Consider the following 14,898-nt stretch of genomic DNA (forward strand, 5'->3'; position numbering starts at 1 on the left):
CTATCTGCGTGGTTTACGCGAAGTCGCTTTACGCGCTGGAAAAGTCCACCACGGCAGTACCCGCCGCATCGACAATACATCCCCGCTTTGTAGCGGTGCGTAGCCCGGCATGGCGGAAAGCGCTGCCTGCCATGGCGCGCTGCGCAAAATCTCCAGCAGTGCCTGTGTCGACGGCTGGTCGAGCGTTGACTTCAGACAAACGAGAAAATAGTTTTCCCGAACTAGCGGAATGAAATCCAGCGCATGTCGCTCGACGCTCGGCTGTACCCCGAACCCGGCGTCCGCATGGCCATTGGCAATGGCATGCGCAATGGCGTGATGCGACGGCTCGGTACGGTCATAACCTTCAATGGCGGAAGACGACAAGCCTGCCTGTTCCAACAGTTCGTCAAACAGCACGCGCGTGCCCGTACCCAATGCTCGGTTGACGAACCGCATGCCTCGGCACAGGTCGGCCAGCGTTGTTACGCCAGCGGGATTGCCACGCGCGACGATGAGGCCTTGATTACGTTGCGCGAAGCCGATGATCTTATGCAGGCCCGGTTTGAGCAAAGGCTTGTAGACGCGCTCGGTCAAGGACCCTGGCACAGGATCCTGCCGCGTATGAAAACCCGCAATCACGCAACGGCCTTCATTCAAACCACGAATCGCGTCCACGCTGCCGGTATAGCTGATATCCAGATAGAGCTTGTGGCTGGCCACGGCGTGTTCGCGTAGCGCGCCCAGCGCATCATCGTGACTCGCATATAGCGGCACCACATGCGCCGCATCGTCAAAGGCCATCGCGAATGCGCGTTCCAGATCTGCGCGCAGCGCGTGGATTTGCGGCGCGAGCCGGGCTTGCGCCTGTCGTTCCGCCCAGAGCAGTTTTTCGCCGAACTCGTTCAAGCGGGCCGGCTGGCCCTTGTCCCACACGATCAACGTGCGGCCCAGCGTCTGCTCCCAGCGCTTCAGTTCGCCCCAGACGTGTCGATACGACAGCCCCATCGCCTTGGCAGCGGCCGAGATCGAGCCATGCTGGCGCACGGCGTAGAGCAGGTCCATCAGCGCGTTGCCGATGGTGCCGGGAGCAGGCGAAGTGGCGCCCAGCTGGTAGGAGAGGTCGATACGATGCACGGCGAAAGTATGCCCGAAATAAGCGTTGCAGACGGACCTGGTTGGCTCTCCATCATACCTATGCACGCCGGAACATATGGCCTAGGGCGCTGCGGTGCGATACCCTCACGGCATCTCGCCGCCGCTGACGGCTTCATATTCGCCTTGCCGAATCGACCTGTTGACTTCGTGATTCCTGCCTTTACGGCGTAGCGCGCGCTTGGCGCGCCTGTTGATTTCCCGTCTTACCCGTCATGAACACCGTATCTGAAAGCTTTGCGACAGCCTTTGCGCTGATCATGTCGGCTGACCCCGTGTTGCTCTCCATCGTGTGGCGCTCGTTAGCGGTGAGCGCCTGCGCCTGTCTGCTCGCTTGTGGCGTGGGTATGTGGGCGGGCGCGTGGCTGGCCGTGGCGAGGTTTCGTGGGCGCGGACTCTTGCTAGTAATGTTGAATACCTCCCTGGCAATGCCTTCGGTGGTGGTGGGACTGGCGCTATATCTGCTGTTGTCGCACTCCGGACCCTTGGGCTTTTTGGGATGGTTGTTCTCGTTCAAGGCCATGGTGCTCGCGCAGGCGGTGCTGGTATGTCCAGTGATTACCGCATTGGTGCGCCAGACCATTGCAGACGCCGACAAGCATCATGGAGAGCAACTGCGATCCCTGCGTGCGCGTGCCTGGCTGCGCGGCCTGCTGTTGCTGTGGGATGAGCGATTCGCCCTGGTGACGATCGTGATCGCGGGGTTCGGACGCGCCATTTCCGAGGTGGGCGCGGTGATGGTGGTGGGCGGCAATATCGAAGGCTATACGCGCGTGATGACCACCGCGATCGCGTTGGAGACGAGCAAAGGCGATCTGCCGTTGGCGCTGGCATTAGGCATTGTCCTGCTCAGTGTGGTGTTGCTGTTGAATTTCGCGGCCGCGGCGTTAAAGCGGTGGCGTGAGCGTCGCGATGCGGGCCTGTCCGGATTGTTTGGCCAAGCCGGGACGCCAGCATGACGCAAAGCTACGAGACCTTATTCGATCTACGCGATGTAGACGTGGATTTTGGCGGCGTGCACGCGCTGCGCGGTGTCTCGCTCACCGTAAGACCCGGCGAATCGATTGCGGTGGTCGGTGCGAATGGCAGCGGCAAGAGCACACTCTTGCGCGTATTGCATTGCCTGATACAGCCCACGCGCGGCCAGGCGTTTTGCACAGCACGCAAGCATCAGGCCATGTTGTTTCAACAGCCTTATCTGCTGCGCATGTCGGTGTTGAGCAATGTGGCGTTGGCGTTGTGGCTGCGAGGTTTGCGCTGGCGCGAGGCCCGGGCCAAGGCGCGGGAAGCGCTGGAAAGAGTCGGCATGGGTGATCTCGCCGGTCGCAATGCCAAGGCCCTCTCGGGTGGGCAACAGCAGCGACTGGCCATGGCGCGCGCATGGGCGGTAAAGCCCGATGTGCTCTTGTTGGACGAACCCACCGCGAGCCTGGACCCGCATGCCAAGCGCGATGTCGAGCAGATGATGCAGGACTTTATGCAGCAGCCCGTGGTGTCGGCTCAGGCGCAGACGCCAGCTGTCCAGCCCCCCGCGATGATATTCAGCAGTCACAACCTGGGGCAGGTGAAACGGCTGGCGCGGCGCGTGATTTATCTCGAACGCGGGCGCGTGGTGGTGGATCTGCCCGTGCAGGATTTTTTCGATGGCCCGCTTCCCGAAGCGGCCAGTCTGTTTCTCAAGGGAGAACGCATAACATGAAACTAGCTACTTTATTGCGGCGCGCCGCGTTGCCCGCGTTGCTCAGCGCCACCGCATGGCTCGCCCCAATGGCCCACGCGGAAACGATCACGATGGCGTCGACCACGTCAACGGAGCAATCCGGTCTTTTCTCGCATCTGTTGCCGGCATTCAAGAAAGCCACCGGGACGGATATCAAAGTCGTGGCGCAGGGCACTGGCCAGGCGCTGGACATGGCTCGTCGTGGCGACGCCGATGTGTTGTTCGTGCACGATCAGGCGGCCGAGGAAAAATTCGTCGCCGAGGGCTATTCGAAAAAGCGCTATCCCGTCATGTATAACGACTTCGTCCTCATCGGCCCGGCCGATGATCCGGCTGGCGTGAAAGGTGACGACATCGTCGCAGCACTAAGCAAACTGGCTCAGCAGAATGCATCGTTTATCTCTCGTGGTGACAAGAGCGGCACGCATGCGGCCGAACTGCGTTTCTGGAAGTCAGCTGGCGTGGACGACATGGGCAAGGGCTATAAAGCCTGTGGCTGCGGTATGGGGCCGGCGCTGAACATGGCGTCTTCGACCGGCGCCTATGTGCTGTCCGATCGCGGCACGTGGCTGAGCTTCAAAAACCCCGGCAACCTGAAAATCCTGGTCGAAGGCGACAAGCGTCTGTTCAACCAGTATGGCGTGATGGTGGTCAATCCCGAGAAGTTTCCTCATGTGAAAGCCAAAGAGGCTCAGCAGTTCGTCGACTGGGTCACCTCGCCGGCAGGCCAGGACACGATTGCCAGCTACAAGGTCAATGGCCAGCAGCTGTTCTTCCCGAACGCGGATAAGTAATCGCGACAGGTCGCGTCAGCGCGGGTGTGTGGCCTCGCATCACGCAGGCCATATGCCCGAGCTGCCGCGACGATGGCTATCCATCAGATGCGTGTCTATCATGCCGGTGGCTTCCATGAGGGCGTGCATGGTGGTGGGGCCCACGAACTTAAAGCCTCGTGCGCGCAAGGCCTTGCTTAACGCCGTGGACGCCTCGGATACGGTCGGGATCTCGTCGATGCTGCGCGGTGTGGGCGTCTGAGCCGGCTGAAACGACCAAATAAAATTGACCAATCCGCCGTGTGCGCGCAGCGCAAGCGTCGCGGCGGCGTTGTTGATGGTGGCGAGGATCTTGGCGCGGTTTCTCACGATGCCGGCATCTGCCATGAGCCGTTCTACATCTGCCTCGTCGTACGCAGCCACCACGTCGGGGTCGAACTGATTAAACGCGGCGCGAAAGGCCTCGCGCTTACGCAGGATCGTGGCCCAGGATAAGCCGGACTGGAAACACTCCAGGCTCAGGCGCTCGAACAATCCCCGTTCGTCGCGTACCGGCATGCCCCATTCGGTATCGTAGTAATGACGCAGTAAAGGATCGACCGCTGCCCAGGGTGGCCGGGCGAGTCCGTCCTCACCCATGACCACACCGGTGCCGGCACGAGCGGTTGCGTTGCTCTCCAGCGCGAGCAGATGAGATTTGGCCTGTAGTCCGCCGGCAAATCCCGTCATGGCGCCGGAACTGCCAATCACGCGATGGCACGGCACGACGATACATAGTGGGTTGCGCGCATTCGCGGCGCCCACCGCGCGTACGGCTTCGGGGCGGCCGATTTGTCGCGCAATGTCCCGATAGCTGCGCGTCTCGCCGTAAGGGATAGCAAGTAGAGCACGCCATACCGCCTGCTGAAACACGGTGCCGCGCGGATCCAACAGCAATTCAAAGTGCTTGCGCTGCCCGGCGAAATACTCGGCCAGTTGCTGCTGTGCCGCATGCAAGGTCGGATGCGTTTCGTCCACATGCATGGCGTCGAGGCGGACGCGTTCAGCGCCTTCACTTTCCCATGTGACAGCCTTCAGGCCGGCAGCGCCTGCCACCAATTTAAGGCGGCCAACGGGGGATTCGATGATTCGATAAACAAGCGACACGAGGGGCGACTCCTCTTGCTGGCGGTCTGATTTTCAAGGCATGAACAGGGTGTTGCGACCTCCTGTACAGCGGATTGCTAAGGTCGCAGCTCAGGCCGATGAGCGAGGCACGCGCATCGCAGCATCAGCCCTTCACGGTGCAGCCGTGGCGACTGCGCACCACCCGATGATAGCTCGTCAGCTGCCCGGCTCATGTCCGAGGATTCAGGAGTTCATTGTGCGTCATACATTAGATTGTGCGGTCCTGATCACCCCTGCCCACACGAATTGGGCACGCGAATGGGTCGATCGGCATCGGGGGCAACTGGGTCGCTTGCGCTTATATGTGCAGGACGTATCGAGTGTTTTGTTGCCAAGCCGCGGTGGGTTCGGGCCTATTTCCACCAACCCCGTGGTCATGCGACGATTCGACGGGTGCCTGTTGCCCGTTTCACGCGCATCGCTGTCGTGGACGCGCACGTTATTGGTAGGGCTGAACGCCAAGCCTTGCGTGCCCTTGATCGCGCTGCTATTCGATATCACCGCTCCCGCTACGCTGGACCTGCTCTCGCTCGGTATCAATGACTTTGTGCGCGATCCCGTGTGCCCGGACGAATTGCGCGCCCGCCTGCTGCATTCGAAGCGTCAGGCCCGGGCGGCCGCGTCGGTCAAGGCCGCCACCACGTCATCGGGTATATGGACCCCGACGAACCCCTCATCCGCTGCCAAGGATCCCGCTGAACGCAGGCGGCGTTCTCCCGTGCGGGCAATCGAGCTCGTCGAGCGGCCGAGCATTGTCGGGGTCACAGGTCGCGCGCCCGGCGCGACCGGCGAGGATGCCGAGTATTTCGATGTTCGCGCAATCGACGAGCCCTTCCGGCAGGCGAAGGCCCGCGTGGTGGCCGGATTCGAACGAGCGTACTTGCGTGGCGCCCTGTATCGGCATTCGGGCAATGTGGCGCGTGCGGCGCGCGCGGCTTGCAAGCATCGCCGCGCCTTCTGGGCGCTGATGCGCAAGCATAGGATCGACGCGGCACATTTTCGGATGCAGGAAACCACCCCGGAGCCGGTATCCTGACCGTGGAGGGCAGCGGCAGCACGTAATTCCTAAGGCGGTAAAATCACGTGTCCTGATATCCAAGGATCGCCGTGTCTGCTGCTCCCCTGAAGAACGATGTGTTCCTGCGCGCCTTGCTGCGCCAGCCCGTGCCGTATACCCCGATCTGGTTAATGCGCCAAGCGGGCCGGTATCTGCCGGAGTACAACGCCACGCGGGCGCGCGCCGGCTCGTTCATGGGGCTGGCGCAAAATCCGGATTTCGCTGCCGAAGTCACGTTGCAACCGTTAGCGCGTTACGACCTGGACGCGGCGATTTTGTTTTCCGACATCTTGACCGTGCCGCATGCGATGGGCCTGGGTCTGGATTTCGCACCGGGCGAGGGGCCGCGTTTCGCCCGACCGGTGCGCACGGAAGACGATGTCGCCTCGCTCGCCGTGCCCGATATGGAGTCGCTGCGTTACGTCTTCGACGCGGTCAGCGTCATCCGTCGCGAACTCGATGGGAAAGTGCCGTTGATCGGTTTCGCCGGTAGCCCCTGGACGATCGCCTGTTACATGGTCGAAGGGCGGAGCAGTGCCGACTATCGGCTGATCAAATCGATGCTTTACGGCCGTCCGGATTTGCTGCACCGGATTCTCGACATCAACGCCGAAGCCACCCTGCAATACCTGAACGCCCAGATCGAGGCGGGCGCCCAGGCCGTGATGTTGTTTGATAGCTGGGGAGGCGTACTGGCCGATGGCCTGTTCCAGCAGTTTTCGCTCGCCTATACCCGCAAGGTGGTCGCCGGACTGATTCGTGAACGCGAAGGGCGTCCGGTGCCCGTCGTCGTGTTTACCAAGGGCGGCGGCCTTTGGCTGGAGGACATCGCCGCCTGTGGCTGCGACGCCGTGGGGCTGGACTGGACCGTCAATCTGGGCCGCGCGCGCGAGCGTACGGGCGACTCAGTGGCGCTGCAAGGCAATCTCGATCCAATGACGCTGTTTGGCGGAGCCGAGGCGATCCGCGCCGAGGCGCGCCGTACCTTGGACGCATTTGGGCGGGTGGGCAAGGGCGGACACGTCTTCAATTTGGGCCACGGCATTTCGCAGTTCACGCCTCCGGAAGCGGTCTCCGTTTTGGTCGATGAAGTGCATCGCTACAGCCGCGCTTTCCACGTTGAGTAAGTGTCCGCTCTCGTGAAAGGCGGCCCGATGACGGGGGTCTGCACCGCAGTTGTGCACAGCAATGTCACAGCGAGCGGTGCATAGCACAAGTTATGAAAATTTCTGGATTTTCCTGGCAAGTGTTTGATTTTTAAGCGATTTTTAGCTGTGGTGCTGTATATCCATGCAGGAGTGCACGCTAAAGTGGCAAGCATGCAGCGGGTTATCTGAGCTTTTTCCCCAAAGTTATCCACAGGCTGTCGCCGCGGTCCCGGACCAGGCCCTTCAAGTTTTGATAGACGCTTGATTTCAGTGGTTTTTTCATCCTCCTTCGCCATGCAAGCTTACCTTCCTACTGATGAGTGACGCGCTGACAGAGTCCACGTCTGTAGGCGCGTGGGTGCGCGTGGCGCTGGATGTGCCGCTGCAAGGTCCTTTTGACTACCGTGCCACGGCGCTCATCCCGATCGGGACCCGGGTCATCGTGCCTTTCGGCCGTCGCAAGTTGGTCGGCGTCGTCGTGGATAATCCGGCCGAGCCGTCGATCGAGGTCTCGCACGTCAAGGAAGTCGAACAGATTCTGGAGGATCTGCCGCCCTTGCCCGAGGACTGGTTGCGATTAGCCCGCTTCGCGGCGGATTATTACCAGCGCCCATTGGGCGAGGTGATGCTGCCTGCCATGCCGCCGCCGCTGCGCAAGCTTTCGGCGTACCAGGGGAAACGCTCTGGACTGGGTCCGGTCGCCCGTCTGGACGCGCGCAAGAAAAAGCCTGTCGCTGCGCCAGTCGCACCCGACAAGGCCCCCGAACTCAATGCCGACCAACAGGCGGCCGTAGACACGGTCGTGGCGCTTACGGCATTCAAACCGGTTCTGCTGCATGGCGTCACAGGCAGCGGCAAGACCGAGGTGTACCTGCATATCGCCGAGCGTGTGCTCGCGGCCGGACGGCAGGTGCTGCTATTGGTGCCGGAAATCAATCTGACGCCGCAGCTGGAGGGCGCCGTCCGTGCGCGCCTGGAGTCGGTGTTAGGGCCAGAGGGGCTGGCTGTCATGCACAGCGGCCTGGCCGATGGCGAGCGCGTGCACGCCTGGGCGCGTGCGCAACGCGGTCAGGCGCGCATGCTGTTGGGCACGCGCATGGCGATTTTCGCGCCGCTCTCTGAGTTGGGGCTGATCGTGGTCGATGAGGAACACGATGCCTCCTACAAACAACAGGACGGCCTGCGCTATTCCGCCCGGGATCTGGCCGTATGGCGCGCACGCGATCAAAATATCCCGGTCGTGCTTGGCTCGGCCACGCCGTCGCTGGAGACCTGGCATCACGCCAGTCGTGGACATTATCTGCGCCTGACGCTGCCGGGCCGCGCCCGCGCGAGCAGCATGCCGACCATCAAGCTGGTCGATACGCGGCGTTTGCAGCTAAAGCAAGGCCTGTCGCCCCAACTGATCAGCGCCATCACGGAACGCTTAGAGCGCGGCGAACAATCGCTGGTGTTTTTAAATCGGCGCGGGTATGCGCCCGTGCTGCATTGCGCGTCGTGCGCGTGGGTCAGTCACTGCCCGCGATGTTCCGCATTCACCGTATTGCATCGCGCGATGGGACGCGGCAATCGGCTGCATTGCCATCATTGCGGCTATCAGGCTCAGGTGCCGTGCGCGTGCCCCGAGTGCGGCGATCAGGATCTGGAACCGATGGGCCGCGGGACGCAGCGGGTCGAAGAGCATTTGGCCGAGCTCTTCCCCCAAGCTCGTATCTCGCGTATCGATGCGGACAGCACGCGCCGCAAAGGCAGCGCGCAAACCCTGTTCGCGGCCGTTCATGCGGGCGAGGTGGATATCCTGGTCGGCACGCAGATGGTGGCCAAAGGCCATGACTTCGCGCGATTGGGTCTGGTGGGCGTTCTGAATGCCGACTCCATGTTGTTCGCGCATGACTTTCGTGCGCCCGAGCGACTGTTCGCACAGCTCATGCAAGTCGCTGGCCGCGCGGGACGGCATACGCTGGGCGGAGAGGTACTGATCCAAACCAACTATCCCGAGCAGCCCGTCTATCAGGCGCTGTTGCGTCACGACTACGCCGGGTTTGCGCGACACGCGCTCGAAGAGCGCGAAGCCACGGGCCTGCCGCCCTATGCGTATCAGGCGCTATTGACCGCCGAGGCACGCGAGTTGGCGCAGGCATTGGCATTCTTGCAAGAGGCGCGCCAGCTCGGTGCGGACGGCGGCTTCGCGGGCGCGGCCTCAATCACCCTGTACGACCCCGTGCCGCTGCGCGTGGTACGTGTGGCGAACATCGAACGCGCGCAGTTACTGCTGGAGAGTACGAGCCGCCCGGCGTTGCAGGCGTTCCTGACGGAATGGTCCGCGCATCTGCCTGCCGTCGCGTCACAATCGCGCGTGCGCTGGCAGTTGGAAGTTGACCCCTTGGAAATCTGAGTCTTGATTGTTTATGTCTGATAGCACACCCATCGGCCACGGCCTGAATCCTGCCCAACGGGAGGCGGTGCTCTATCTCGATGGACCCTGCCTCGTTCTGGCTGGAGCCGGCAGCGGCAAGACACGCGTGATCACGCAAAAGATCGCTTATTTGCTGCGGGAATGCGGCTATATGGGTCGCAATGTCGTGGCCCTGACCTTCACGAACAAAGCCGCGCGCGAAATGGATGAGCGCTTGCATTCGCTGGTCGATCGCAAGCTGGCCAAGGGGCTGACCATCAGCACGTTCCATGCGCTCGGGGTCAAAATGCTGCGCGAAGAGGCCAAGCACGCCGGGCTTAAACCGCAGTTCTCCATCCTCGATGCGGACGATGCGATGGCCATCATCCAGGAACTCCTGGCCACCACCGATCGCGGCCGCTTGCGTGCGGTGCAGTCCACCATATCGCTGTGGAAGAACGCGATGCTAAGCCCGGACGACGCCGCCCGCATGGCCGCGACGCCCGCGGAAGCGGAGGCCGCGAGGATTTATCGCAACTACGCGGCAACCTTGGCGGCTTATCAGGCGGTTGATTTCGATGACCTGATTCGTATTCCGGCACAGTTGCTCGAGACCAATGAAGAGGTGCGTACGCGATGGCAGAACCGTGTGCGGTATCTGTTGGTGGACGAATATCAGGACACCAACGCCTGCCAGTATCGGCTAGTGCAATTACTCAGCGGCGATCGCGCGATGTTTACCGCCGTGGGCGATGATGATCAGGCGATTTATGCCTGGCGCGGCGCCACGATGGAAAATCTGGCCAAGCTCACCACCGATTATCCGCAGCTCAAACTCATCAAGCTCGAACAAAACTATCGCTCCGTACAGCGCATCCTGGCCGCGGCCAACGCGGTGATCGAACGCAACCCCAAGCTCTTCGAGAAAAAGCTCTGGTCCGATCTGGGCACGGGCGAACCCATCATCGTCTCGCCGATGGAAAACGATGAGCACGAGGCGCAATCGGTGGCGATGAAAATCTCGGCGGCGCGGTTCGAGCGCCAGGCACACTGGAAAGATTTCGCTATTCTCTATCGCGGCAATCACCAGTCGCGCATTCTCGAACAGGCGCTGCGCAATCTGAAGATCCCCTACACCATCGCGGGCGGGCAAAGCTTTTTCGATAAGGCCGAGGTCCGCGATATCTTGGCGTATCTGCGTTTGGTCGCCAACGATGACGACGATCCGGCATTCATCCGCGCGGCCACGACGCCCAAGCGCGGTATCGGGCAAGCGACCTTGCAAGTGCTGGGCCAGTACGCGGCGCAGCGCGAGGTCTCGCTTCTGGCAGCGGCGTCGGAGTCCGGCCTGGAAAGCCTGCTACAAGCCCGACAGCTCGAATCGCTGCGGACCTTCGCCGAGTACATCCGCCGACTGCAATGGCGCGCGGGCCGCGGGCGTACCGATGGTCAGGGCTCGCCCGAGCCCGCAGGCGCGATCCTCGACGATATGTTGACTGCGATCCAGTACGAACGCTATCTGTACGACACACTGGAAGAAAAACCCGCGCAAACGCGTTGGGAAAACGTGCTCGAACTCGTCGGCTGGCTCAAGCGCAAGGCCGACGAAGACGGCATGTCATTGTTTGACCTCGTCCAACATGTCGCCTTGATCACCATGCTCGAGCGTGGTGAGGAAGAAGAACCCGACGCGGTCAAGATGTCCACGTTGCATGCTTCGAAAGGGTTGGAGTATCCCCACGTCTATCTGGTCGGCGTGGAAGAAGGCTTGTTGCCGCACTGGGGCAAGGACGATGAAGAAGGCGACCCCGCGCGCGCGGCGGAAAACCTGGCCACGCGCATTCAGGAAGAGCGGCGTTTGATGTACGTAGGCATCACCCGCGCGCAACGCAGTCTGAACATCAGCTGGTGCAAAAAGCGGCGGCGCGCACGCGAAGACCTCGTGCGCGAGCCGTCGCGCTTTATCGAGGAAATGGGGCTGGGTGAAGTGCGCGTGGAGGAAGACGAAGCCACGCGCGCGATGAGTCCCAAGGAACGCCTCGGGATGTTGAAAGCCTTGCTGAAGAAGTAAAGCACGCGATGCCGGGCAAAGGCCCGGCATCGCGCAATCACGGCTTAATCGAGCACGCGGCCCTTGGTTTCAGGCAGCAGGAACACCGTCAAAATCACGATGGCATAGGCGCCGGTGGCAAACGCACCGATTGCCCACGCCAAGCCATGGCTTTGACTCAGGAAGCCCACCAGACTCGGAAACAGCGCGCCGATGCCACGTCCGAAGTTATAGGCAAAGCCCTGACCCGATGCGCGTACGTTCGATGGGAACAGCTCGGTCAGATACGCGCCGATGCTGCTGAAAATCCCCGACGCGGCAAAGCCCAGCGGGAACCCCAAGAACAGCATCTGCGTATCCGTCAGCGGCACCAGGGTATAGACATAGACGCTGATCGCGGACAACACCGAAAAGATCAACAGATTCGCGCGCCGGCCGAGTTTATCGGCCAGATACGCGCCCACGATATAGCCGCAGAACGAACCCAGGATGATGACCATCAGATAACCGCCCGTATTCAAGACGGACAGATTACGCTCGGTCTTCAAGAACGTCGGCAACCACGTCGTGATGGCGTAATAGCCGCCTTGCACGCCCGTGCAAAGCACCGAGGTGACGATCGTGGTTTTCAGCAGCGCGGGCGAAAAGATCGTCCAAAACGAAGGACGATCGCCCGAGGCTTGCACTTTGGCCTGGCTGCGTTGGAACACTTCGGGTTCTGGCACGTGCTTACGGATATACAGCACCAGGAATGCAGGCAGCACGCCAATCCAGAAGAGCGAACGCCATGCCCATTCCGGCGGCAACACCGAAAACGCCACGGTGTACAGAATCGCCGCTACGCCCCAGCCCACGGCCCAGCCGCTTTGCACGGTGCCTACGGCCTTGCCGCGATGCTGGGCGCGCACGATTTCGCCCATCAGCACCGAGCCCACTGCCCATTCGCCGCCAAAGCCCAGGCCTTGCAGAGCACGCAGCACGAATAGTTGTTCGAAGTTCTGCGCAAAACCGATAGCCACCGTGCACACCGAAAACCACAGAATCGTGATCTGCAGCACGCGCACGCGGCCATAACGGTCGGCCAAAACGCCCGCGAGCCAGCCACCCACTGCCGAGAACAACAGGGTCACTGTCCCCAGCATGCCAGCCTGACCTTTTTCGATGCCCCATAGCTGGATCAGCGTAGAGATCACAAAGGTGAATACCATGAAGTCCAACGCATCGATGGCCCAGCCGCCGAATGCGCCGATAAAGGTGCGCCGTTCAGTTTGATTTAACTCTCTATACCACTGCATGGTATTTCCTTAAAAGGTCGGAAAGCCGTATAAGGTTTGAGGATTGGTCACCAGGATGCGGTGACGCATATCCTCATCGGGTGCCCACTCGGCCAGCTGGTTGCGCAGCTTGCCCGTGTTGACCATGGGGTTGATGTGCACATGCAGCCAATCGCTGCCCCATACCATGCGATCGGGGGCGGCAGCGATCAAGGCTTGCGCCCACGGGATGACATCACTGTAGTGATCAAACTGATCGCTGATGCGATACGCGCCAGACAACTTCACCCACCAGCCGTGATCCTGCACCATGTGGACCATGGCCTGAAAGCCTGGGCTTTGCAGACCCTCGGACACCGGCATATGACCCATATGATCGATCACGCCGGGAACAGGCAGCTTGCGCATGCGCGGTAGCAACTCCGGCAGTTGCCGCGCGTCCATCAGGAATTGCATATGCCAGCCCAGATCCTTGATACGGTGGGCGAGCGTTTCCATGGCATCAAAGCCGATGCCGCCGCCAAACAGCACGTTGATCCGCAGTCCGCGCACCCCGGCTTCGTGCATGGCTTCGAGTTCTTTGTCGGTCACCGAGGGATCGACGACGCCGATGCCTCGCAGTCGATCGGGATGCCGGCGTAGCACTTCCAGCATGTAGCGGTTATCGGTGCCATACACGCTGATCTGCACCAGTACGCCGCGCGACATGCCGTTGGTATCGAGCATCGCGAGATAAGACGATTCGGTGGCGGGGTGGGGCGTATAGGTGCGCGATGACACCATGGGATAGGCGATCGGATCATCGGCCACGACGTGGGCGTGCGTATCGCATGCGCCAGGCGGTACCTCGAACTTTGCAGGCTCCTGTTCAGACAGCGGTAAAGGCGGCAGGCAGAACGGCACTTCTTTTTCGGGATGGGCGGAAGGTGAAAACATGTAACGTGTCTCCAAAGGTAAGACGGCCCTGCCAGCGTGATCGCTGGCAGGGCCGTCGTGCTACCGCATGTGCCGGACCTGAGGAATCAAGCCAACTGGCGCAGCAGCAGTTCCCAGAATTTTACGCGAGTCTCGAGCGTGGAGATCAAGATGTACTCGTTGAGCGTATGCGCGCCATTGCCATCGGCGCCCAGACCATCGAGCGTGGGCACGCCCATCGCCGACGTAAAGTTCGCATCGCTGCCGCCACCGGTCATCGGGGCCTCGGCCAGATCAAAACCGGCTTCGCGTGCAAAGCTTTGTGCGCGTTCCAGCAGGGCGACTGCCGCATCGGTACGCACCATCGGCGGACGATTCAATTCGACGTCGATATCCAGCTCCACATCGGGGCCCACCGCGCACAGGTTGCGCATGCGGCGCAGCACGTCCTCGGCCGCGCCCATATCGGGCACGCGGAAATCCACCACGCAGCGGCATTGCGCCGGGACCGTGTTGGTCACCGTGCCGCCGGCGATCGTGCCCACGCTCACCGTCACGCCACGGTCATAGTCGGTCATCGCCTCCAGCGCCAACACTTGATGCGCCATCTCGCGAATCGCGCTGCGGCCCTTTTCATGCTGCATGCCCGCGTGAGCCGGACGGCCCTTGACGTTCAGACGCAGCATGCCGGTACCTTTACGCGCCGTCACGCAGCTGCCGCCATCCGGACGCGCCGGTTCGCAAACCAAGCCATATTTGGCATTGGCAGCGTAGCGCTCGATCGACGCGCGCGAGGCGTGGCTGCCCGTCTCTTCGTCGGGCACCAGCAGGAAATCGATCGGCAATTGCGACGAACCGGGCTGGGCGAGCGTCGCCATGGCGCTCAAGGCCAGATAAATGCCGGCCTTCATGTCGTAGGTCCCCGGACCGTAAAGACGATCGCCCTCGATACGGCAGGGATTGTCCTGCAACGTGCCGATAGGATGCACCGTATCCAAGTGACCCAGCACCAGCACACCAGGCCGCGTGTCGTCGGCGGCACGGTTGGTGATATAGAGCAGCGGGCCCGTGGCGTCGCCCAACGACGTCACCTCGGTGCGCAGGCCAGCCGCGCGCGCATGCGCTTCGACCAGCGCGGCCATTTGCTTGATGCCCTCGGGCGAATTCGACGGCGACTCGCACAGCACCCAGGATTGGATGCCGGCGACCAGGGCTTCAGTTGACGGTAGCGCGGACATAGCGGTTTCCAGATTAGCGGTAATTAA

Annotated in this window: 12 protein-coding genes; 7 read left to right on the top strand and 5 right to left on the bottom strand. The window is 61.6% G+C overall.

The annotated features are described in order from the left end of the window. Window positions 1-1,116, bottom strand: coding sequence for a substrate-binding domain-containing protein (locus GOQ28_RS06300; protein WP_160355842.1), 1,116 nt, complete (start codon window positions 1,114-1,116; stop codon window positions 1-3). Window positions 1,117-1,349: 233 nt separating this feature from the next. On the opposite strand from GOQ28_RS06300, the gene GOQ28_RS06305 reads away from it, so the two are divergent. Genes GOQ28_RS06305 through GOQ28_RS06315 form a run of 3 tightly spaced genes read left to right on the top strand, consistent with a single transcriptional unit; the run spans window position 1,350 to window position 3,648 of the window. Next, on the top strand, window positions 1,350-2,093 hold the full coding sequence (locus GOQ28_RS06305) for an ABC transporter permease (RefSeq protein ID WP_160355843.1): 744 nt from the start codon (window positions 1,350-1,352) through the stop codon (window positions 2,091-2,093). Then, window positions 2,090-2,833: an ABC transporter ATP-binding protein gene (locus tag GOQ28_RS06310; protein ID WP_160355844.1), complete on the top strand. Its 744-nt coding sequence runs from the start codon at window positions 2,090-2,092 to the stop codon at window positions 2,831-2,833. Before GOQ28_RS06305 ends, GOQ28_RS06310 begins: the two co-directional genes overlap by 4 nt. Further along, a complete protein-coding gene (locus tag GOQ28_RS06315; RefSeq protein WP_160355845.1) occupies window positions 2,830-3,648 on the top strand; it encodes a substrate-binding domain-containing protein in 819 nt (272 codons plus the stop codon). Before GOQ28_RS06310 ends, GOQ28_RS06315 begins: the two co-directional genes overlap by 4 nt. A 39-nt stretch (window positions 3,649-3,687) precedes the next feature. On the opposite strand, the gene GOQ28_RS18755 is transcribed toward GOQ28_RS06315, so the two are convergent. Beyond that, window positions 3,688-4,773, bottom strand: coding sequence for a methylated-DNA--[protein]-cysteine S-methyltransferase (locus GOQ28_RS18755; RefSeq protein WP_160355846.1), 1,086 nt, complete (start codon window positions 4,771-4,773; stop codon window positions 3,688-3,690). A 217-nt stretch (window positions 4,774-4,990) separates the two neighbouring features. On the opposite strand from GOQ28_RS18755, the gene GOQ28_RS06325 reads away from it, so the two are divergent. From GOQ28_RS06325 to GOQ28_RS06340, 4 genes are all read left to right on the top strand, one after another. After that, window positions 4,991-5,830, top strand: a complete 840-nt coding sequence (locus tag GOQ28_RS06325) for a hypothetical protein (protein WP_160351006.1) — start codon at window positions 4,991-4,993, stop codon at window positions 5,828-5,830. 71 nt (window positions 5,831-5,901) lie between these two features. Then, a complete protein-coding gene (gene hemE, locus GOQ28_RS06330; protein ID WP_160355847.1) occupies window positions 5,902-6,978 on the top strand; it encodes a uroporphyrinogen decarboxylase in 1,077 nt (358 codons plus the stop codon). A gap of 337 nt (window positions 6,979-7,315) precedes the next feature. After that, window positions 7,316-9,394: a primosomal protein N' gene (locus tag GOQ28_RS06335; protein WP_160355848.1), complete on the top strand. Its 2,079-nt coding sequence runs from the start codon at window positions 7,316-7,318 to the stop codon at window positions 9,392-9,394. A 13-nt stretch (window positions 9,395-9,407) separates the two neighbouring features. Then, a complete protein-coding gene (locus GOQ28_RS06340) occupies window positions 9,408-11,465 on the top strand; it encodes a UvrD-helicase domain-containing protein (protein ID WP_160349000.1) in 2,058 nt (685 codons plus the stop codon). A gap of 44 nt (window positions 11,466-11,509) precedes the next feature. Here the strand turns inward: GOQ28_RS06340 and GOQ28_RS06345 are convergent, their stop codons facing one another. From GOQ28_RS06345 to GOQ28_RS06355, 3 genes are all read right to left on the bottom strand, one after another. After that, window positions 11,510-12,739 carry an MFS transporter gene (locus GOQ28_RS06345; protein WP_160355849.1) on the bottom strand — a complete coding sequence of 410 codons (1,230 nt, stop codon included), beginning with the start codon at window positions 12,737-12,739 and terminating at the stop codon, window positions 11,510-11,512. A gap of 9 nt (window positions 12,740-12,748) precedes the next feature. Next, a complete protein-coding gene (locus tag GOQ28_RS06350) occupies window positions 12,749-13,654 on the bottom strand; it encodes an amidohydrolase family protein (RefSeq protein ID WP_160355850.1) in 906 nt (301 codons plus the stop codon). Window positions 13,655-13,740: 86 nt separating this feature from the next. Then, window positions 13,741-14,871 carry a M20 family metallopeptidase gene (locus GOQ28_RS06355; RefSeq protein ID WP_160348997.1) on the bottom strand — a complete coding sequence of 377 codons (1,131 nt, stop codon included), beginning with the start codon at window positions 14,869-14,871 and terminating at the stop codon, window positions 13,741-13,743. Window positions 14,872-14,898: the final 27 nt, after the last annotated feature.

Origin of the sequence: Bordetella sp. 02P26C-1 (assembly GCF_009763255.1) — a bacterium.
In the GTDB taxonomy this organism is placed as follows: Bacteria; Pseudomonadota; Gammaproteobacteria; order Burkholderiales; family Burkholderiaceae_B; genus Bordetella_A.

What these genes read in the sequence shown, in the direction of transcription:
- GOQ28_RS06305 (WP_160355843.1), top strand. Translation starts at nt 1,350, where the DNA reads ATGAACACCGTATCTGAAAGCTTTGCGACAGCCTTTGCGCTGATCATG.
- GOQ28_RS06310 (WP_160355844.1), top strand. Translation starts at nt 2,090, where the DNA reads ATGACGCAAAGCTACGAGACCTTATTCGATCTACGCGATGTAGACGTG.
- GOQ28_RS06315 (WP_160355845.1), top strand. Translation starts at nt 2,830, where the DNA reads ATGAAACTAGCTACTTTATTGCGGCGCGCCGCGTTGCCCGCGTTGCTC.
- GOQ28_RS06335 (WP_160355848.1), top strand. Translation starts at nt 7,316, where the DNA reads ATGAGTGACGCGCTGACAGAGTCCACGTCTGTAGGCGCGTGGGTGCGC.
- GOQ28_RS06340 (WP_160349000.1), top strand. Translation starts at nt 9,408, where the DNA reads ATGTCTGATAGCACACCCATCGGCCACGGCCTGAATCCTGCCCAACGG.
- GOQ28_RS06345 (WP_160355849.1), bottom strand. Translation starts at nt 12,739, where the DNA reads ATGCAGTGGTATAGAGAGTTAAATCAAACTGAACGGCGCACCTTTATC.
- GOQ28_RS06350 (WP_160355850.1), bottom strand. Translation starts at nt 13,654, where the DNA reads ATGTTTTCACCTTCCGCCCATCCCGAAAAAGAAGTGCCGTTCTGCCTG.
- GOQ28_RS06355 (WP_160348997.1), bottom strand. Translation starts at nt 14,871, where the DNA reads ATGTCCGCGCTACCGTCAACTGAAGCCCTGGTCGCCGGCATCCAATCC.